Here is an 18,645-nt window from a genome sequence, read left to right as displayed (position 1 = left end):
AACCGAAATGAGCGATTTGGCGGATAAGGTCCAACGGGATTTGGTGCAGGCCATCGACAACGATGACTTGGTTCTGCCGACATTACCGGAAGTGGCCCTGCAGATTCGCCGGGCCGCCGAAGACCCGGAAATCAGCGTCAGCAACCTGAGCAAAGTGATCGGCCGCGATACGGCCCTCTCGGCACGCCTGATAAAAGTGGTCAACAGCCCACTGCTGCGCGCCACCCAGGAAGTCACCGACCTGCACACGGCCATCACTCGATTGGGCGTCAACTACAGCAGCAACCTGGCCATCGGCCTGGTCATGGAGCAGATTTTCCACGCCCGCTCCGAGGTGGTGGAACTGAAGATGCGCGACGTCTGGCGCAAGAGCCTGGAGATCGCCGGCGTCAGCTATGCGCTGTGTCGCGGTTACACCCAACTCAAGCCCGACCAGGCTGCGTTGGGTGGGCTGGTGCACCAGATCGGCGTGTTGCCGATCCTGACGTATGCGCAAGACAACAATGAATTGCTGTCGGACCCGGTCAGCCTCAACCACGTCATCGAAACGATTCACCCGGTGCTGGGGGACAAACTACTCAGCGTCTGGGAGTTTCCGGAGCGGCTGGTGAAACTGCCGGGGCTGTATCTGGATTTCACCCGGGATTCCAAGCAAATCGATTATGTCGACCTGGTGCAGGTCGCAGCGCTGTATTGCTACAAGGACACCGACCATCCCCTGAGCATGATTGACATGTCCGGGGTTCCCGCCTTCAAGAAACTGGGCATCGACCCGGAGAACAAGGCCCGCTGCGCGGATATCGAAGAAGCGCGGTCGATGTTCTATTAGAGACATCTGAAGCCATGAAGGCCTCTCTGGCCATGCCGCTCTTTTGTGGTCAGGAGACGCTTTTGTGGCGAGGGAGCTTGCTCCCGCTCGGTCGCGCAGCGGCCGCAAAAGCTTCGGGCTGCTTCGCACCCCAGCGGGAGCAAGCTCCCTCGCCACAGGGTTTTGCATCGTCAGGGTTACCCTGGGATAAAACTCACCCGCACCTTCAACCCGCGCTCCTGCCCATCGTGCAAGGTGATCTGCGCCAGGTGCGCACGGCAGATTTCGCCGACGATCGCCAAGCCCAGCCCCGAACCGGCCACTTGCTGGTTGCGTCGATAGAAGCGCTCGAACACCCGGTCCCGCTCGTGCAGCGGAATGCCGGGGCCATCGTCCTCGACCTCCAGCACGGCCGGGGCAGAAACCCGCAGGATTACATTGCCGCCCGATGGGGTATGGGCCAGGGCGTTGTCCACCAGGTTGCTCAACAACTCGTTCAACAAGGTCGGCTCGCCCCGCAGCCATACCGGTTCGTCGGCTTCCAGGGCCAGCGCCACCCCTCGGGCATGGGCCAGCGGCGCCATGGCCATACCCAACTCACGGGCCAACTGACTGAGATCAAGCAGCTGCGCGCCGCCCTCGGCAATGGCCCGGGCGCCGTTTTCCACACGCGCCAAGGACAGCAGTTGGTTAGCCAGGTGGGTTAGCCGGTCAGTACCCTGGGCCGCAGTTTCCAGGGTTTCACGCCAGGTCGCTGGCTCGCTGGCTCGCAAGCCCAGCTCAAGACGCGCCTTGAGCGCGGCCAAGGGCGTGCGCAGCTCATGGGCGGCATCAGCGATGAACTGCGCCTGACGCTCGAATTGCCCGCGCAGACGCTCGGTGAAATGGTTGAGGGCCCGCACCAGTGGCCATAATTCGTGCTGCACTTCCACCAGCGGCAACGGTCGCAGATCATCCGACTGGCGTTCCTCCACCGCCGTGCGCAAGCGCTCCAGCGGGCGCAATGCCGCGCTGACTGCAAACCACACCAACAGCAGCGCGCCCACGGCCAGCATGCCCAGGCGCAACAGCGTGTCGGCCATCAGCCCGCGGGCCATGCTGACCCGCGCCTCTTCAGTCTCCGCTACGCGAATTTCCGCCATGCCGTTCATGTTCGGCTCGCTCACGGCCTTGAGCAGGCTCACCACCCGCACGTTCTGACCCTGATAGCGAGCGTTGTAAAAACGCGCCAGGGCTGGGTAATCGTCCGTGCGCGGCGTGCCGGGCGGCGGGCCGGGGAGGTTTTCGTAGCCGGAAATCAGCTTCTTGTCGATGTCATTGACCTGGTAATAAATGCGCCCGGCGCTGTCGTAGGCGAAAGTATCCAGGGCCACGTAGGGCACATCCGCACTGAGGCTGCCGTCACGCGCCGAAAGGCCCGCGGCGATGGTCCGGGCCGAGGCCAGCAGGGTCCGATCGTAGGCGGTGTCGGCAGCCTCGCGACCGTTCCAATAGGCGCTCAAGCCGCTGGCGAGCATCAAGACCACCAGCAGCAGTGCGAGGTTGCGAAGCAGCCGCCAGCGCAGGCTGTCGGGCTTATGCATTGCGATTTTCCAATAGGTAGCCAAGGCCGCGGAACGTCACGATCGCCACCGCACGACCATCGAGTTTCTTGCGCAAGCGATGGACGTAGATTTCGATGGCGTCGGGGCTGGCCTCTTCGTCCAGGCCGAACACTTGGGCCGCCAGTTGCTCCTTGCTCATCACCCGCCCCGGCCGGGCGATCAACGCCTCCAGCACGGCTTGCTCGCGGGACGTCAGGGTCAACAGCTCATCGTCGAGGGTAAAGCGGCGGGTGTCCAGGTCATAGACCAGCCCGCCACAGCGCTGCTGGCGTTCACCGCCCAGCACGCTGCGGCGCAACAGTGCCTTGACCCGAGCCTCCAGCTCAGTGAGCTCGAATGGCTTGGCCAGGTAATCGTCGGCGCCGAGGTTCAGGCCATGGACACGGTCCTTGACGTCGCTGCGAGCGGTCAGCATCAGCACCGGCAAGGTCTTGCCACGGGCCCGCAGACGCGCCAGAACCTCGAAACCGTCCATGCGCGGCAGCCCGACATCCAGGACCGCTACTGCGTATTCCTCGCTGCTCAAGGCCAGGTCGGCCGCGACGCCGTCGTGCAGCACGTCCACGGTCAAACCAGTGCTCTTGAGCGCTTGGGCAACGCTTTCGGCGAGCTGCAGATGGTCTTCGACGAGCAGAACACGCATGGATTATTCCTCGATTCAGGGATGGCCGACGCCATTCTTTGGCGCGGAGTTTACAGCCGCATCCGCGACTGTGAAGGCAAAAAACACGCTGAAAGCTTTTGAAAGGTTAGCGAAAGGTTAGGCCGTTAGAGTCACTTTACGGATAGTTTCGACTGACCGCCGCGGCCCGATCGCGAATGAAAAATGCCACGAAGCGTTTTCGTCCTAAAATAAGAAAAATAAAAGCGGAGTACTCACCATGCTGTCCATGCAGCTACAGGCCCCAGCGCCTGCTCGCCCTTCTCGCTCCAACCAGACCGCCTTGGGCGGTGTCGCCCTGTATTCAATCCCGGTAACGACCTGCGCGCCCCATCAGCGATGACCTGGGCGGGATCCGTCACGACACATTTTCACCACACATAACAACAATCCTGTGGAGACAACAATGAACCTATCACTGCGTAAAGTAGCCCTGGCCGCCGGATGCCTGATGTTCGCCGGGCAGTTGCTCGCCGCCGATCCATCCAAAGAGCCCAAGCGCCCCGAATGCATCGCCCCGGCGGCACCGGGCGGCGGTTTCGACCTGACGTGCAAACTGGCGCAAAGCGCGCTGGTGAACCAGAAGCTGCTGACCAAACCCATGCGCGTGACCTACATGCCCGGCGGTGTTGGCGCGGTGGCGTACAACGCAGTGGTCGCCCAACGTCCGGCCGACGCCGGCACGCTGGTGGCCTGGTCCAGTGGTTCGTTGCTGAACCTGGCCCAAGGCAAGTTCGGTCGTTTCGATGAAAACGCCGTGCGCTGGCTGGCGGCCGTTGGTACCAGCTACGGCGCCATCGCGGTAAAAAGCGATTCGCCCTACAAGAACCTCGACGATCTGGTGCAGGCCCTGAAGAAAGATCCAGGCTCGGTGGTGATCGGCTCCGGCGGCACCGTCGGCAGCCAGGACTGGATGCAAACAGCCCTGATCGCCAAGGCTGCCGGCATCGACCCGCGCAAACTGCGCTACGTGGCACTCGAAGGCGGTGGTGAAATCGCCACGGCCCTGCTCGGCGGTCATATTCAGGTCGGCAGTACGGACATTTCCGACTCCATGCCGCACATCCAGAGTGGTGACATGCGCCTGCTGGCAGTGTTCTCCGATAAACGCCTGGACGAGCCGGAAATGAAAGACATCCCGACCGCTCGCGAACAAGGCTACGACATCCTCTGGCCAGTGGTCCGTGGCTTCTACCTCGGGCCGAAGGTCAGCGATGAAGACTACGCCTGGTGGAAAGACGCGTTCGACAAACTGCTGGCTTCCGAAGAGTTCGCCAAGTTGCGCGACCAGCGCGAGCTGTTCCCGTTCGCCATGACCGGACCGGAACTGGATGCCTATGTGAAGAAACAAGTGGCTGATTACAAGGTGCTGGCCAAAGAGTTCGGCCTGATCCAGTAACCGTCTCTGTTCTCGCGGCGGCGCCGGCACTGTCGGCGTCGCCCAGGAGTTAGTCATGCTCACCATCCAACGTATTTTTGCCGCGGTGCTGCTACTGGTCTGTATCGGCCTGGCGCTGATGGCTTGGCCCTATCAAGCCGCCTTTTCCTACGAACCGGTCGGCCCGCGCGCCTTTCCCTTGCTGATGCTCGGGCTGATGGGGCTGGCATTGCTGTACATGGTGTTTCGCCCTACACCCATCGTGCACAGCGACGAAGACCCGCACCTGGACCGCGAAACCTTGCAGAAAATCGGCATCTGCGTGGTGCTGCTGCTGGTATTCGCCGGGACCTTCGAACCCCTGGGCTTCATCCTTGCCAGCATCCTGATCGGCGTGCCGATGGCGCGCCTTTACGGCGGTCGCTGGGTGCCGAGCGTGGTGATCATCAGCCTGATGGCCATCGGTCTTTATCTGTTGTTCGACAAGCTGATGGACGTGCCGCTGCCCCTGGGCCTGCTCGACGTCCTGGAGAATTGATATGGATACCCTGAATTATCTCGGCCAGGGTTTTGGCGTTGCACTGACTCCCTACAACCTCGTCACAGCACTGACCGGCACCCTGATCGGCACCGTGGTCGGCCTGCTGCCGGGCCTGGGCCCGATCAACGGCGTGGCGCTGCTGATCCCGATTGCCTTTGCCCTGGGGCTGCCGCCGGAATCGGCGCTGATCCTGCTGGCCGCGGTGTACCTGGGTTGCGAATACGGCGGACGTATCAGCTCGATCCTGCTCAACATCCCGGGTGAAGCCTCCACCGTGATGACCACCCTCGACGGCTACCCGATGGCCCGCCAAGGCCTGGCCGGCGTGGCGTTGTCGCTGTCGGCGTGGAGTTCGTTCATCGGCGCGTTCATCGCCACCTGCGGCATGGTGTTGTTCGCACCGCTGCTGGCCAAATGGGCGATTGCCTTCGGGCCGGCGGAATATTTCGTGCTGATGGTGTTCGCCATTGTCTGCCTCGGTGGCATGGCCGGCGACCGACCGCTCAAGACCTTCATCGCGGCGCTGATCGGCCTGTTCCTGTCCAGTGTCGGGATCGATGCCAACAGCGGCGTCTACCGCTTCACCGGTGACAACATCCACCTGACCGACGGCATCCAGTTCGTCGTGCTGGTGCTGGGCCTGTTCTCCATCAGCGAAATCCTGTTGCTGCTGGAAAAAACCCATCGCGGCCAGGAAGCGGTAAAAGCCACCGGGCGGATGATGTTCAACTTCAAGGAAGCCGCGTCGGTCTTCACTGTGAACCTGCGCTGCGGCGTACTCGGTTTCATCATGGGCGTGCTGCCGGGTGCTGGTGCGACCCTGGCCAGTGCCGTGGCCTACATGACCGAAAAACGCATTGCCGGCGCCGGTGGCACGTTCGGCCAGGGCGACAAGCGCGGCCTCGCCGCCCCGGAAACCGCTATCGGTGGCGCGGCCTGCGGTGCGCTGGTGCCGATGCTGACCCTCGGTGTTCCCGGCTCGGGCACCACGGCGGTGATGATCGGCGCGCTGTCGCTGTACAACATCACGCCTGGTCCCCTGCTGTTCCAGCAACAGCCGGACATCGTCTGGGGCCTGATCGCGTCGTTGTTCGTCGCCAACGTCATGCTGGTGATTCTCAACATCCCGATGATCCGCATCTTCACCCGGATCCTGGCCGTGCCGAACTGGGCGTTGGTTCCGGTCATCGCGATCATCACCGGGATCGGTGTCTATGCGGTGCATGCCACCACGTTCGACCTGTTCCTGATGATCGGTATCGGCATCTTCGGCTATATCCTGCGCAAGCTGGACTTCCCGCTGTCGCCGGTGCTGCTGGGCTTCATCCTCGGTGGCCTGATGGAGCAGAACCTGCGTCGTGCGCTGTCGATTTCCAACGGTGCGCTGGAGATCCTCTGGTCGAGCCCGATCACCTTCGGCTGCTGGGTGCTGACGGCGATCATGCTGTTCATGCCATTGCTGCGGATCTGGCGGCGCCGCGCCGCACAACGTCGCGCCCTGGCCAATGTCTGAGGCGATATTCAGACAATGGTGGGGAACACCGCTGGTCGGCCTGGCCGGCGGTTACCTGGCCAGCCTGATCGGCTGGCCTTTGCCCTGGATGGTCGGCTCGTTGCTGGCGATCATCCTGGTGCGCTGTCTTACGCCGTGGCAACTGATGGAAATCCCCGGTGGCCGTAAATGCGGCCAATGGGTGGTGGGCATCGGTATCGGCCTGCACTTCACCCCGGTGGTGATGGAGCAGGTCCTGAGCCACTTCGGCCTGATCTTCTTCGGCGCGCTGATCACCAGCGTGTCCAGCGTGGTGAGTGTCTGGCTGATGCGTCGCACCGGCGAGGATCGCGCCACCGCGTTCTTCTCGAGCATGCCGGGCGGTTCCGGCGAAATGGTCAACCTCGGCGCCCGCAACGGCGCCGACCTCAGTCGTGTTGCGGCGGGCCAGAGCCTGCGAGTGCTGGTAGTGGTGCTGTGCGTACCGGCGGCCTTCAAGTACCTGTTGGGCGAAGGTGCACCGGTGCAACACGCCACGACGGTGGACTGGCTGTGGCTGGCGATGCTGTTCCCGGCGGGCGCCCTGCTCGCCTGGGTCTGGGAGCGCTTGCGCCAACCCAATCCCTGGTTGTTCGGACCATTGCTGGTCAGTGCGGCGGTGAGCGTCGGTTGGGACCTGCACATCGGCCTGCCCAACGGCGCCAGCCAGGTCGGCCAGTGGTTGATCGGCAGCGGATTGGGTTGTCATTTCAACCGGCAGTTCTTTCGTCGGGCGCCGTCGTTCATGGGGCGTACCCTGATCGGCACGGTGTTGACGATGCTGATCGCCACTCTCGCGGCGTTGGGCCTGAGCACCCTGACCCAGCTGGACCTGCGTTCACTGACCCTGGGCATGATGCCCGGCGGCATCGCGGAAATGAGCCTGACGGCCGAGACGTTGCAACTGTCGGTGCCATTGGTGACGGCGTTGCAGGTGATGCGGTTGTTGTTTGTGCTGTTTCTGGCGGAGCCGTTGTTCAGGTATTGGATGCGCAAGCCGGGTTCGGACTTGTAGACCGAGTTGCCTTCATCGCGAGCAAGCTCGCTCCCACAGAGGATCTGCGGCGAGCACCCATTTTGCATCCCACCACAAAACCCATGTGGGAGCGAGCTTGCTCGCGATGAGGCCCTTACTGCCGACCACTTAAAGCGGCGGCAACCGCCAATCAATAGGCGCCTCGCCATGTTGCTCGAGAAACTTGTTGGCCCGACTGAAATGCCCGCACCCCAGAAAACCCCGATAAGCCGACAACGGCGACGGGTGGACCGAGGTCAGCACCAAGTGCTTGGTGGCGTCGATCAGTTTCTGCTTGCCCTGGGCATGGGCGCCCCATAACAGGAAGACCAGGTTCTGCTGGTGTTCGCTGACCACTTCGATGACCCGGTCGGTGAAATGCTGCCAGCCCTTGCCTGCGTGGGCGTTGGCGTTGGCACGCTCCACGGTCATGGTAGTGTTGAGCAGCAACACGCCTTGGTCGGCCCAGCTTTGCAGATAGCCATGGTTGGGAATATCGATGTTCAGGTCGCGCTTCAATTCCTTGAAGATGTTCACCAGCGACGGCGGCGCTGGCACACCCGGCTGTACCGAAAAGCACAAGCCATGGGCCTGGCCCGGACCGTGGTAGGGATCCTGGCCGAGGATCACCACCTTGACCTTGTCCAGCGGCGTGGAATTAAGGGCGTTGAAAATCAGCGGTGCCGGTGGATAAATTTCCTTGCCGGCGGCGTATTCCCGACGCAGGAATTCGCGCAACTCTGCCATGTAGGGCTGGTCGAACTCGGCACGCAGTGCCTGCTTCCAGCTCGGTTCGAGTTTGATACGGTCGTCGGCAGTCATGGTTGCATCCGGTAAAAACAATGGGCGCACCCTAGGAAAGCCTACATGGCTTGTCAATTGATCTGACGCAGAACCAGCACTTTCCTACGCAGCGGTCATACTGATTATTCAAATTTCTGATCGAGGTCACGATGAATCTGCACTTCGAAGAGCTCACCGGCATCGACGGTGCCCGTATCGGCATCGCCACCCTGGACGCCGAAAAATCCCTGAATGCCTTGTCCCTGCAGATGATCAACGCCTTGCGTGATCGTCTCGATGCCTGGGCCCGGGAGCCGCAGGTCGTGTGTGTGTTATTGCGCGGCAACGGCGCCAAGGCGTTCTGCGCTGGCGGTGAAGTACGCAGCCTGGTAGAGGCCTGCCGTGCCCATCCCGGTGAAGTACCGCCGCTGGCTGCACAATTCTTCGCGGCGGAATACCGCTTGGACTTCAACCTGCACACCTACCCCAAACCCCTGCTGTGTTGGGGCCATGGTTATGTACTGGGCGGCGGCATGGGTCTGCTGCAAGGGGCGAGTACCCGCATCGTCACACCAAGCAGTCGCCTGGCAATGCCGGAGATCAGCATCGGCCTGTACCCGGATGTCGGCGCCAGTTGGTTCTTGTCGCGCCTGCCCGGCAAGCTCGGCCTGTTTCTCGGCCTGACCGGCGCCCACATGAATGCCCGGGACGCCATCGACCTGGACCTGGCCGACCGCTTTTTGCTGGATGAACAACAGGACGACCTGATCGAAGGCCTGCTGCAACTCAACTGGCAGGAACAGACCGAGATGCAGCTCAACAGCCTGCTCAAGGCCCTGCAACAGGAAGCGGTCGACCAAATGCCCGAAGCCCAATGGCTGCCACGTCGGCAGAAAATCGATGAATGGCTGGATGTCAGCGATGTGCGCTGCGCCTGGAAAGCCCTCAGCCTGCTGGTGGACCACTCGGACCCACTGATCGCCCGCGCCGCCAAGACCATGACCGAAGGTTCGCCCTTGACCGCTTATCTGGTCTGGGAACAGATCGCCCGTGCCCGGCATTTGTCCTTGGCCGGCGTGTTCCGGATGGAATACACCTTGAGCCTCAACTGCTGTCGCCATCCGGAATTCAGCGAAGGCGTGCGCGCGCGGCTGATCGACAAGGACCACAAGCCCCGTTGGCACTGGCCGGACATCAACCATGTGCCCGAAGCGGCGGTGGAAGCGCATTTCCACAAGGCGTGGGAAGGGCGGCATCCGTTGGCGGATTTGTCCAACGAGTAACGATCCAGGAAAAAGATCCCTGTGGGAGCGAGCTTGCTCGCGATTACGGTGGGCCAGCAATATCGAAGTGCCTGACACACCGTAATCGCGAGCAAGCTCGCTCCCACAAGTTATCCCATCGGGTTTATTGCAGGCACAAAAAAAGCGGCGCTCAATGCGCCGCTTCTTGTTGCCCAACGATCAGCGGTGACTGCCCCGTCCATCGTGATCGCCGCGTCCCCGATGATCACGTCCGCCTCGACCGCCTCGGTCGTCATTCCAGCCGCCCCGGTCATGGCCGTCCCAGCCACCCCGATTCGGATAAGACCGGTACGCCGCTCGCGGTGGCGAGTAGTAGCGTGGGCCTTGTTGGTAGTAACGCGGTGCCGAGTAATAGCGCGGCGCCGGTTGGTAATACCGCGGGGCGTAATAGCCACGCGGAGCCGAATAATAACTCCCGCCACCGTAATAGACCGGCGATGGTGAGGTGTAGACCTCGGAACGGTAGTAGCTCGAGTCTCCGTCGTAATAAGGCACGCATGCCGAAAGAGTCAAACCGAGAAACGCAATGAGCAGCAGTCGTCGATACATGGCGGCCTCCTGGACCGCGAATGGGCCACATCAGCGACGCTGATGGGCGGCAGCCAACTTTGTGTGACTGACGCATATTCAGACAGCAAAATCGGAATCTGGTGCGACCTGGCAACAACTAGAAACATGTCGCTCGTCGCCCTCTTCCGGTGCGCGACGGCACCACAAGCAAGCACAAACCCGTCCTCAGGTATCCCTCCCCTACACCTGCCCTCTCTAACCCGGGCCTTTGCTCGAATTGGCACGGCTCTCGCTTTAACAAATCCCGTGCAGGAGTCATCACAGGTTCGCGGCACCACAATTTGCAATGGCTGACTAGGGTTCCGGCTCGCTTCTGGCGAGTGGCTGGTCCGAGAGTTGGCGACCTCCAGTTGAGGTTACACGGCGGGACAAAAGCCCGGGAGACAAGCCACCGTTCGCGGTGCCGCGTTGCTCCTGTCCGCCCTTGATCAACTGGAGAACCACCATGCTCAAGCTTCGTCTGTCAGCCCTGCTCCTCGCCGCCCTCTCGGCCCTCGCGAGCTTCTCATCCGCCGCCGCCCAAAAAGACCACTTCAGCGTCTGCTGGACCATTTACGCCGGCTGGATGCCCTGGGAATACGCCGGTAGCCAAGGCATCGTCGATAAATGGGCGAAAAAATACGGCATCCAGATCGATGTGGTGCAGCTCAACGATTACGTCGAATCCATCAACCAGTACACCGCCGGTCAGTTCGATGGCTGCACCATGACCAACATGGACGCCCTGACCATTCCCGCCGCCGGTGGCGTGGACAGCACCGCGCTGATCATCAGCGATTTCTCCAACGGCAACGATGGCATCGTCCTCAAGGGCGAGGACAAGAAAGTCGCCGACCTCAAGGGCATGGACGTCAATCTGGTGGAACTGTCGGTGTCCCACTACCTGCTGGCCCGCGCCCTGGATTCGGTTGGTCTCGCCGAGAAAGACTTGAAAGTCGTCAACACCTCCGACGCTGATATCTCTGCCGCCTTCAACACCGACCAGGTCAAGGCCGTCACCACCTGGAACCCAATGCTCTCGGACATCAAGGCCCAGCCAGGTGTGAGCGAAGTGTTCAATTCCAGCCAGGTTCCCGGCGAAATCATGGACATGATGGTGGTCAACACCCAGACCCTCCAGGACAACCCCGCCCTGGGCAAAGCGTTGACCGGCGCCTGGTTTGAAGTGGTGGCACTGATGAACGCAAAAAACGCCGCGAGCAAGACGGCGCTGGAACACATGGCCAAAGCGTCAGGCACCGACCTCAAAGGTTTCCAGGCGCAACTGGACACCACCAAGTTGTTCGCCACGCCCAAGGAAGCGCTCACCTTCGCCACCAGCGAGCAACTGCCCGCCACCATGGGCAAGGTGGCCGAGTTCTCGTTCCAGCACGGCTTGTTGGGTGAAGGCGCCAAGGACACCAACGCGGTCGGCATGGCGTTCGCCAATGGCGTGACCCGCGGCGACAAGGCCAACCTCAAGCTGCGCTTTGATCCGACCTACGTGCAGCTGGCCGCCGACGCCAAGCTGTAAACCGGAGGACCTGGCATGCGCCTGATCAACCGCTACCCGGATCGTCCCAGCCGCTTGTTGCTGGTGATCCTGCCATTCGCGCTGGTGTTGTTCGCCTACTTCATGGGCTCGGCCGAACGGTTGACGGACAACCCCAACGACAAGCTCCTGCCCAGCGCTGTGCAAATGGCCGATGCGGTCAAACGCCTGGCCTTCACAGCCGATGCCCGCAGCGGCGACTACCTGCTCTGGCAAGACACCGTGTCGAGCCTGCGCCGGTTGGCCATCGGCCTGGGCATCAGCGCCCTGGCCGGGCTGTGCCTGGGCATTGCCGCCGGTACGTTGCCACTGTTTGGCGCACCGCTGTCACCGTTGCTCACCGTGGTGTCGATGGTGCCGCCACTGGCCATCCTGCCGATCCTGTTCATCGTCTTCGGTCTGGGCGAACTGTCGAAAGTGATGCTGATCGTGATTGGCATCACACCGTGCCTGGCGCGCGACCTGGAACAGCGCGCCCGGGAAATTCCGCCCGAACTGCTGATCAAGGCCCAGACCCTCGGTGCGTCGACCTGGACCCTGATGCTGCGGGTGGTGTTGCCGCAACTGCTGCCGCGCCTGTTGATTTCCCTGCGGCTGATGCTGGGTTCGGCCTGGCTGTTCCTGATCGCCGCTGAAGCCATCGCCTCTACGGATGGGCTGGGCTATCGGATTTTCCTGGTGCGTCGTTACCTGGCGATGGACGTGATCTTGCCGTATGTGGTGTGGATCACCCTGCTCGCCTGGCTGATGGACTGGGGCCTCAAGCGCCTGACCCGGCAAGCGTTCCCCTGGTACGAGGGGGCGAAGGCATGAGCTTCATTACGGTGAACAACGTCTGGCAACAGTATGCCGACCAGGTGGTCCTGGAGCGTTTGAACCTGAGCGTCTCTGAGGGTGAGTTCTGCACCCTGGTGGGTGCCTCGGGTTGCGGCAAATCGACCTTCCTGCGCTTGCTGCTGGGCCAGGAACGCGCCAGCCGCGGACAGATTCTCCTGGACGGCGCGCCCTTGGCCGGCGAGCCGGATGCCAGCCGGGGCGTGGTGTTCCAGCGTTATTCGGTGTTCCCGCACCTGAGCGTGCTGGACAACGTGACCCTGGGCCTGGAGTTGCCGCGCTCAGCACTTTTGGGGCGGCTGTTCGGCAGCGCCAAGCGCCAGGCCCGCGAAGAAGCCGCACAACTGCTGGACAAGGTCGGCCTGGGCCATGCGCTGGATAAATACCCGGCGCAACTGTCCGGAGGCATGCAACAGCGGCTGGCGATCGCCCAGGCACTGATCATGAAGCCGCGTGTCCTGCTGCTGGACGAGCCCTTCGGCGCCCTCGACCCGGGCATTCGCAAAGACATGCACGCCCTGTTGCTGGAGCTGTGGCGCGAAACCCGGCTGACGGTGTTCATGGTCACCCATGACCTGTCCGAAGGTTTCAGCCTCGGCACACGCCTGCTGGTGTTCGACAAGGTCCGCACCGACCCGCACGCCCCCGGCGCCTATGGCGCACGCATTACCTACGACATTCCATTGAACAGCGACCGCCGCACCGCCCGTGCCGCCGTCGACGCCCTGCCCGCCGAACTGGCCGGCACGTTGCGTATCGCTTGAAAGGAGTTTCTCCCATGACCGACTCGACCCAATTGTTTACACCCTTCGCCGAAGAAATGCTGCCCGGCGGCGGCCACCGTTCCTTCGTGCTCAAGCGCGGCCAACTGCTGCGCCTGACCGACCTGCGCGGCGGGGCCAACGTGAGCCTGACGATGCTCAATGCCAACGAAAAAACCGAACGCCTGAACCTGCCCGACAGCCTCAAATGCCAACACACCGCCAAGCTCACCGCCGGCCATTGCCTCTACTCCGACATGGGCCGGGTGCTGGCGGCCATCACCGCCGACACCTGCGGCTGGAGCGATAGCCTCGGCGGCGTGCTCTGCGCCGAGGAAGCCGCTGAAAAATATGGTCAGGGCCGCTACCAGGAACTGCGCAACGGCTTCTTTCGCAACGGCACCGACAACCTGCTGGTGGAGCTGGGTAAATGGGGGCTGGGCCTGTCCGACCTGCTGATGACCCTCAACCTGTTCAGCCGGGTCGATGTCGATGAGGCCGGCGGCTTTCACTTCGTTGAAGGCAACTCCCAGGCCGGCGACTACATCGAGCTGTACGCGCCGATGGACACCCTGATGGTGCTGACAGCGCTGCAACACCCGATGGACCCGAACCCGCAATACGCCCCGCAACCGCTCAAGCTCAGTTGGATGAACGCTGACGCCAGCGTCGCCGAGCACTGTCGCCATTCGCGCCCGGAAAACCAGCGCGGCTTCATCAACACCGACCGCCTGTTCGCCTGAGGATCGCTGCCATGTCACTCGCCATCGCCACCGTAAAAAAGCAGCCTGACGCCGCCATCTATCGCGCCACCATCCCCGCCGGGGAACCGTGGCTGGTGGAGGTCAAGAAGGGCCAGACCCTGCGCATCCTCGACCTGGAAGGCAACCAGGCGGTCGATACGCTGTTCTACAGCCTGGTCAACCCCAAGGAACGCTACGACGTGCAGCGCACCCTGCGCCGGCAGAACAGCGTTTACCTGAGCACCGGCAGCGTGCTGTATTCCAACCTCGGCCACCCGATGCTGACCATCGTCGAAGACACTTGCGGGCGCCACGACACCCTCGGCGGCGCCTGCGCCCAGGAAAGCAACACCGTGCGCTACGCCCTGGAAAAACGCTACATGCACAGCTGCCGTGACAACTACCTGCGGGCCTGCGCCCACGACGGGCGGCTGGGCAAGGGCGACATCGGGCCGAACATCAACTTCTTCATGAACGTGCCCGTCACCGCCGACGGCGGCCTGACCTTCGAAGACGGCATCTCGGCGCCGGGCAAATACGTCGACCTGCAGGCCGAAATGGACGTGATCGTGTTGATCTCCAACTGCCCGCAACTGAACAACCCCTGCAACGCCTACAACCCCACGCCAGCGGAGCTCTTGATATGGAACTGAAACTTACCCGCCTGCGCCGCTGGTTGTTTGTGTTGTGCCAGAGCCGGTCGGGGCAGTGCATCAAATAACGCCCTGATCCCCTGTGGGAGCGAGCTTGCTCGCGATAGCGGTCTATCAGTTACATCAAGGTTGGATGTACCACCGCTATCGTGAGCAAGCTCGCTCCCACAAGGGGGCAGTGGTGTTTGGAGGTTTGTCGCCAGGGACGACCCCGGCGGCCATCGAAAACTGCGGGACGGCCCGCATCCCAGTTCAGGCAGCACGCATGCCTGAGGGGGCAATGCCATGTTCGAAAAAATCCTGATCGCCAACCGTGGCGCCATCGCCTGCCGCATCCTGCGGACCTTGCGTGAGCTGAAGGTCGAGGGCGTTGCGGTGTATTCCCAGGCCGACGCCGCCAGCTTGCATATCCTCCAGGCCGATGAAGCCCACTGCCTGGGCGAAGGCGCGGCGGCCAATACATATCTGGCGGTGGACAAGCTCCTGGCGATCGCCAAAAGCAGCGGCGCGACAGCGATCCATCCCGGCTACGGCTTTCTCTCGGAAAACGCCGCCTTCGCGCAAGCGTGCGAAGCTGCCGGTGTTGCCTTCATCGGTCCGACGCCAGACCAACTGCGTGTGTTCGGCCTCAAGCACACCGCCCGCGACCTGGCGCGCCGGCACGGAGTGCCACTGCTCGAAGGCACCGAACTGCTCGACAGCCTCGACGCCGCGCTCTTGGCAGGCACACAGCTGGGCTATCCGGTGATGCTCAAAAGTACCGCGGGCGGTGGCGGTATCGGCATGCGTGTGTGTCGCAGCGCCGCCGACCTGAGCGAATCCTTCGAAGCGGTCAAGCGCCTGGGCCAGAACAACTTCAGCGACGCCGGGGTGTTCATCGAAAAGTACATCGAACGCGCGCGGCATCTGGAAGTGCAGGTATTCGGCGATGGCCAGGGCCAGGTGATCGCCCTGGGCGTGCGCGACTGCTCGGTGCAACGGCGCAACCAGAAAGTCCTCGAGGAAACCCCGGCGCCGAACCTGCCCGAGGGCATGGCCGACGAACTCTGCGCGGCGGCGATCCAACTGGCCCAGGCCGTGAACTACCGCAGCGCCGGCACCGTGGAATTCGTGTTCGACAGCGACGCCGGGCGCTTCTATTTCCTGGAAGTGAACACCCGCCTGCAAGTGGAGCACGGCGTCACCGAGCAGGTGTGGGGCGTGGACCTGGTGCGCTGGATGGTGCAATTGGCGGCCGGTGATCTGCCGCCACTGAACGAGCTCGGCCAAGGTTTGAAAGCCGAGGGCCACGCGATCCAGGCGCGCTTGTATGCCGAGGACCCAGGTCGGGATTTCCAGCCAAGCCCGGGGCTGCTGACCGCCGTGAAATTTCCCCAGGCCGACGGCAAGGCACTGCGCATCGACACCTGGGTCGAGGCCGGTTGCCAGATCCCGCCCTACTTCGACCCGATGATCGCCAAGGTCATTCGCTGGGCGCCGACCCGCGAGCAGGCACGCCTGGGCTTGCACCAAGCGCTGGACGACAGCCTGCTGTACGGCGTCGAGACCAACCGCCACTACCTGCAACAGATTCTCCTCGACACACCGTTTGCCAGCGGCCAACCCTGGACCCGCTGCCTGGAGGCGTTGGTCTATCGCGCCAACACCGTTGAAGTGCTCAGCCCCGGCACCCAGACCAGCGTCCAGGACTATCCCGGCCGCCTCGGTTATTGGGCGGTGGGGGTGCCGCCGTCGGGGCCGATGGACAGCCGTTCGTTGCGCCTGGGCAATCGCCTGCTGGGCAACGAAGAAGGTGCGGCGGCATTGGAAATCACCATGAACGGGCCGCTGCTGCGTTTCAACTGCGCTGCCCGAGTGGCGGTGACCGGTGCGGTGATTGCCCTCACGCTCGACGGCGAAGCGGTGCCGATGAACACACCGTTGTCGATTGCTGCCGGCGCCACCCTCGCGATCGGCAACATCTCTGGCGCCGGGGCGCGCAGCTACCTGTGCCTGCAAGGCGGCGTGCAAGTGCCGGATTACCTGGGCAGTAAAAGCACCTTCACCCTCGGCCAGTTTGGCGGCCACGGCGGACGAGCGCTGTGTACCGGCGACGTGTTGCACCTGGCGCCGCTGGACGAACACACGACGCTGCCGCCAACGAGCGCGCCGATCCTGGAACTGCCAAGCGTGCGGCAGATCCGCGTGATCTACGGCCCGCACGGCGCGCCCGAATACTTCACCGAGCGCTACATCCAGACCTTCTTCGACACGGCCTGGGAAGTGCACTTCAACTCCAGCCGCACCGGCGTGCGCCTGATCGGGCCGAAACCCGAATGGGTCCGCGCCGACGGTGGCGAGGCCGGGCTGCACCCTTCCAACATCCATGACAACCCCTACGCCATCGGCGCCGTGGACTTCACCGGCGACATGCCCGTCATCCTCGGCCCCGACGGCCCAAGCCTGGGCGGTTTCGTCTGCCCGGTGACGGTGATCGAAGCGGACCTGTGGCAGTTGGGGCAACTCAAGGCGGGAGACAAGGTGCGGTTTGTGCCGGTAGATATCTCCACCGCCCGCTCACTGGCCCTGCAATGGTCCCCCTGTGGGAGCGAGCTTGCTCGCGATAGCGGTCTGTCAGTCCCATCGATTCTGGATGTCCCGCCGCTATCGCGAGCAAGCTCGCTCCCACAGGGAGTGGTGTCGCCTGTGGTGTTGGATATCGGCCAGGACGATACCCGCCTGGTGGCAAGGCTATCTGGCGACACCCACCTGCTGCTGGAAATCGGCGCCCCCGAACTGGACCTGGTGCTGCGCTTTCGCGCCCATGCCTTGATGCAGGCGTTGGAACACAAACACCTGCCCGGCGTGATCGACCTGACGCCGGGCATTCGCTCGCTGCAAGTGCACTACCAACCCGAGCAAATGCCCCTGGCCGATCTACTGAATATCGTCGCCGGTGAGTGGGACGCGGTGTGCGCCGCCCAGGACCTGCAAGTGCCGTCGCGCATCGTCCACCTGCCGCTGTCCTGGGATGACCCGGCCTGTCAGCTGGCCATCGAAAAATACATGACCACGGTGCGCAAGGACGCGCCCTGGTGCCCGAGCAACCTGGAGTTCATCCGGCGCATCAACGACCTGCCCAACCTCGATGAAGTGCAACGCACGGTGTTCGACGCCAGCTACCTGGTGATGGGCCTGGGGGACGTCTACCTCGGCGCGCCGGTCGCCACGCCGCTCGACCCGCGCCATCGACTGGTAACCACCAAATACAACCCGGCCCGCACCTGGACCGCAGAAAACTCGGTGGGCATCGGCGGCGCCTACATGTGCGTGTACGGCATGGAAGGTCCTGGCGGCTATCAGTTCGTCGGGCGCACGTTGCAGATGTGGAACCGTTATCGGGACGTCGCCGCCTTCGACGGCAAGCCGTGGCTGCTGCGGTTCTTCGACCAGATCCGCTTCTATCCGGTCAGCGCCGACGAACTGCTGCGCATCCGCCGCGAGTTCCCCCTGGGCCGCTTCGACCTGGAGATCGAGCACAGCCAGCTCAACCTCGCCGACTACCAGCGTTTCCTGGTGCAGGAAGCCGACGGCATCGCCGCGTTCCGCCAACGGCAACAAGGCGCCTTCGACGCCGAGCGCGAGCGTTGGATCGCCAGCGGCCAGGCGCACTTCGACAGTGAAGAACCGGCCATCGCGCCGAGCGAAGGTTCGCAACTGACTGACGGTCAACTGAGTGTCGACAGCCACATCGCCGGCAACCTCTGGCAGGTGCAGGTAGACGTTGGTGCACGGGTCGCCGCCGGCGATGTGCTGGTTATTCTCGAGTCGATGAAAATGGAAATCCCGCTGCTTGCGCCCTCGGCCGGCGTGGTGCGCGAGGTGCGTGTCCAACCCGGTTCTGCAGTGCGCGCCGGACAGCGCGTCGTGGTGCTGGACCGTGACTGAA

General features: G+C 62.9%; 16 protein-coding genes and 1 riboswitch. Of the genes, 12 read left to right on the top strand and 4 right to left on the bottom strand.

Annotated elements, in window-relative coordinates; all coding sequences use genetic code 11:
• Positions 1 to 7: 7 nt before the first annotated feature.
• Positions 8 to 829: an HDOD domain-containing protein gene (locus LOY50_RS07040; protein ID WP_258690537.1), complete on the top strand. Its 822-nt coding sequence runs from the start codon at positions 8 to 10 to the stop codon at positions 827 to 829.
• A gap of 176 nt (positions 830 to 1,005) precedes the next feature.
• On the opposite strand, the gene LOY50_RS07035 is transcribed toward LOY50_RS07040, so the two are convergent.
• Positions 1,006 to 2,391, bottom strand: a complete 1,386-nt coding sequence (locus tag LOY50_RS07035) for a sensor histidine kinase (RefSeq protein ID WP_214512093.1) — start codon at positions 2,389 to 2,391, stop codon at positions 1,006 to 1,008.
• On the bottom strand, positions 2,384 to 3,055 hold the full coding sequence (locus LOY50_RS07030; RefSeq protein ID WP_253472224.1) for a response regulator: 672 nt from the start codon (positions 3,053 to 3,055) through the stop codon (positions 2,384 to 2,386). Before LOY50_RS07030 ends, LOY50_RS07035 begins: the two co-directional genes overlap by 8 nt.
• A 424-nt stretch (positions 3,056 to 3,479) precedes the next feature.
• Between LOY50_RS07030 and LOY50_RS07025 the strand changes: the two genes are divergently transcribed.
• Genes LOY50_RS07025 through LOY50_RS07010 form a run of 4 tightly spaced genes read left to right on the top strand, consistent with a single transcriptional unit; the run spans position 3,480 to position 7,538 of the window.
• Positions 3,480 to 4,472 carry a tripartite tricarboxylate transporter substrate binding protein gene (locus LOY50_RS07025; protein WP_003198777.1) on the top strand — a complete coding sequence of 331 codons (993 nt, stop codon included), beginning with the start codon at positions 3,480 to 3,482 and terminating at the stop codon, positions 4,470 to 4,472.
• Positions 4,473 to 4,527: 55 nt separating this feature from the next.
• Complete coding sequence (locus LOY50_RS07020) at positions 4,528 to 4,989, top strand: tripartite tricarboxylate transporter TctB family protein (protein WP_253472222.1); 462 nt, start codon at positions 4,528 to 4,530, stop codon at positions 4,987 to 4,989.
• Between the two features lies 1 nt (position 4,990).
• Positions 4,991 to 6,505 (top strand): tripartite tricarboxylate transporter permease, encoded by a 1,515-nt coding sequence (locus tag LOY50_RS07015; protein ID WP_253472220.1) that lies wholly within the window; start codon positions 4,991 to 4,993, stop codon positions 6,503 to 6,505.
• On the top strand, positions 6,498 to 7,538 hold the full coding sequence (locus tag LOY50_RS07010; RefSeq protein ID WP_258690536.1) for an AbrB family transcriptional regulator: 1,041 nt from the start codon (positions 6,498 to 6,500) through the stop codon (positions 7,536 to 7,538). Before LOY50_RS07015 ends, LOY50_RS07010 begins: the two co-directional genes overlap by 8 nt.
• 129 nt (positions 7,539 to 7,667) lie before the next feature.
• Here the strand turns inward: LOY50_RS07010 and ung are convergent, their stop codons facing one another.
• Entirely contained in the window at positions 7,668 to 8,360 is a 693-nt protein-coding gene (gene ung / locus LOY50_RS07005; protein WP_258690535.1) for a uracil-DNA glycosylase, read from the bottom strand.
• 131 nt (positions 8,361 to 8,491) lie between these two features.
• Between ung and LOY50_RS07000 the strand changes: the two genes are divergently transcribed.
• A complete protein-coding gene (locus tag LOY50_RS07000) occupies positions 8,492 to 9,604 on the top strand; it encodes an enoyl-CoA hydratase/isomerase family protein (protein ID WP_258690534.1) in 1,113 nt (370 codons plus the stop codon).
• Positions 9,605 to 9,784: 180 nt separating this feature from the next.
• Here LOY50_RS07000 and LOY50_RS06995 read toward each other — a convergent pair whose 3' ends face one another.
• Entirely contained in the window at positions 9,785 to 10,174 is a 390-nt protein-coding gene (locus tag LOY50_RS06995) for a hypothetical protein (RefSeq protein ID WP_214512099.1), read from the bottom strand.
• 304 nt (positions 10,175 to 10,478) lie between these two features.
• Positions 10,479 to 10,580: riboswitch (guanidine-I (ykkC/yxkD leader) on the top strand.
• Between the two features lie 60 nt (positions 10,581 to 10,640).
• Here LOY50_RS06995 and LOY50_RS06990 point away from each other — a divergent pair.
• The 6 genes from LOY50_RS06990 (at position 10,641) to uca (ending at position 18,644) form a co-directional block, all read left to right on the top strand.
• Positions 10,641 to 11,708 carry a putative urea ABC transporter substrate-binding protein gene (locus tag LOY50_RS06990; RefSeq protein ID WP_253472214.1) on the top strand — a complete coding sequence of 356 codons (1,068 nt, stop codon included), beginning with the start codon at positions 10,641 to 10,643 and terminating at the stop codon, positions 11,706 to 11,708.
• Between the two features lie 15 nt (positions 11,709 to 11,723).
• Positions 11,724 to 12,539 (top strand): ABC transporter permease, encoded by an 816-nt coding sequence (locus LOY50_RS06985; protein WP_258690533.1) that lies wholly within the window; start codon positions 11,724 to 11,726, stop codon positions 12,537 to 12,539.
• Complete coding sequence (locus tag LOY50_RS06980) at positions 12,536 to 13,324, top strand: ABC transporter ATP-binding protein (RefSeq protein WP_214512102.1); 789 nt, start codon at positions 12,536 to 12,538, stop codon at positions 13,322 to 13,324. The genes LOY50_RS06985 and LOY50_RS06980 overlap by 4 nt, the downstream gene beginning before the upstream one ends.
• 14 nt (positions 13,325 to 13,338) lie before the next feature.
• Complete coding sequence (locus LOY50_RS06975; protein WP_253472210.1) at positions 13,339 to 14,064, top strand: urea amidolyase associated protein UAAP1; 726 nt, start codon at positions 13,339 to 13,341, stop codon at positions 14,062 to 14,064.
• Between the two features lie 11 nt (positions 14,065 to 14,075).
• The gene (locus tag LOY50_RS06970) at positions 14,076 to 14,717 is read left to right on the top strand and encodes an urea amidolyase associated protein UAAP2 (protein ID WP_253472208.1); all 642 of its coding nucleotides are present in this window, start codon (positions 14,076 to 14,078) and stop codon (positions 14,715 to 14,717) included.
• A gap of 285 nt (positions 14,718 to 15,002) precedes the next feature.
• Positions 15,003 to 18,644, top strand: a complete 3,642-nt coding sequence (gene uca / locus LOY50_RS06965) for an urea carboxylase (RefSeq protein WP_258690532.1) — start codon at positions 15,003 to 15,005, stop codon at positions 18,642 to 18,644.
• The last annotated feature ends 1 nt before the right edge of the window (position 18,645 follow it).

Origin of the sequence: Pseudomonas sp. B21-010 (assembly GCF_024749325.1) — a bacterium.
Taxonomy (GTDB): domain Bacteria; phylum Pseudomonadota; class Gammaproteobacteria; order Pseudomonadales; family Pseudomonadaceae; genus Aquipseudomonas; species Aquipseudomonas kilonensis.
Note: the sequence above shows the minus strand (reverse complement) of the source record. Positions and strands in the feature narration are given on the sequence as shown.

What these genes read in the sequence shown, in the direction of transcription:
- LOY50_RS07040 (WP_258690537.1), top strand. Translation starts at nt 8, where the DNA reads ATGAGCGATTTGGCGGATAAGGTCCAACGGGATTTGGTGCAGGCCATC.
- LOY50_RS07035 (WP_214512093.1), bottom strand. Translation starts at nt 2,391, where the DNA reads ATGCATAAGCCCGACAGCCTGCGCTGGCGGCTGCTTCGCAACCTCGCA.
- LOY50_RS07030 (WP_253472224.1), bottom strand. Translation starts at nt 3,055, where the DNA reads ATGCGTGTTCTGCTCGTCGAAGACCATCTGCAGCTCGCCGAAAGCGTT.
- LOY50_RS07025 (WP_003198777.1), top strand. Translation starts at nt 3,480, where the DNA reads ATGAACCTATCACTGCGTAAAGTAGCCCTGGCCGCCGGATGCCTGATG.
- LOY50_RS07020 (WP_253472222.1), top strand. Translation starts at nt 4,528, where the DNA reads ATGCTCACCATCCAACGTATTTTTGCCGCGGTGCTGCTACTGGTCTGT.
- LOY50_RS07015 (WP_253472220.1), top strand. Translation starts at nt 4,991, where the DNA reads ATGGATACCCTGAATTATCTCGGCCAGGGTTTTGGCGTTGCACTGACT.
- LOY50_RS07010 (WP_258690536.1), top strand. Translation starts at nt 6,498, where the DNA reads ATGTCTGAGGCGATATTCAGACAATGGTGGGGAACACCGCTGGTCGGC.
- ung (WP_258690535.1), bottom strand. Translation starts at nt 8,360, where the DNA reads ATGACTGCCGACGACCGTATCAAACTCGAACCGAGCTGGAAGCAGGCA.
- LOY50_RS07000 (WP_258690534.1), top strand. Translation starts at nt 8,492, where the DNA reads ATGAATCTGCACTTCGAAGAGCTCACCGGCATCGACGGTGCCCGTATC.
- LOY50_RS06995 (WP_214512099.1), bottom strand. Translation starts at nt 10,174, where the DNA reads ATGTATCGACGACTGCTGCTCATTGCGTTTCTCGGTTTGACTCTTTCG.
- LOY50_RS06990 (WP_253472214.1), top strand. Translation starts at nt 10,641, where the DNA reads ATGCTCAAGCTTCGTCTGTCAGCCCTGCTCCTCGCCGCCCTCTCGGCC.
- LOY50_RS06985 (WP_258690533.1), top strand. Translation starts at nt 11,724, where the DNA reads ATGCGCCTGATCAACCGCTACCCGGATCGTCCCAGCCGCTTGTTGCTG.
- LOY50_RS06980 (WP_214512102.1), top strand. Translation starts at nt 12,536, where the DNA reads ATGAGCTTCATTACGGTGAACAACGTCTGGCAACAGTATGCCGACCAG.
- LOY50_RS06975 (WP_253472210.1), top strand. Translation starts at nt 13,339, where the DNA reads ATGACCGACTCGACCCAATTGTTTACACCCTTCGCCGAAGAAATGCTG.
- LOY50_RS06970 (WP_253472208.1), top strand. Translation starts at nt 14,076, where the DNA reads ATGTCACTCGCCATCGCCACCGTAAAAAAGCAGCCTGACGCCGCCATC.
- uca (WP_258690532.1), top strand. Translation starts at nt 15,003, where the DNA reads ATGTTCGAAAAAATCCTGATCGCCAACCGTGGCGCCATCGCCTGCCGC.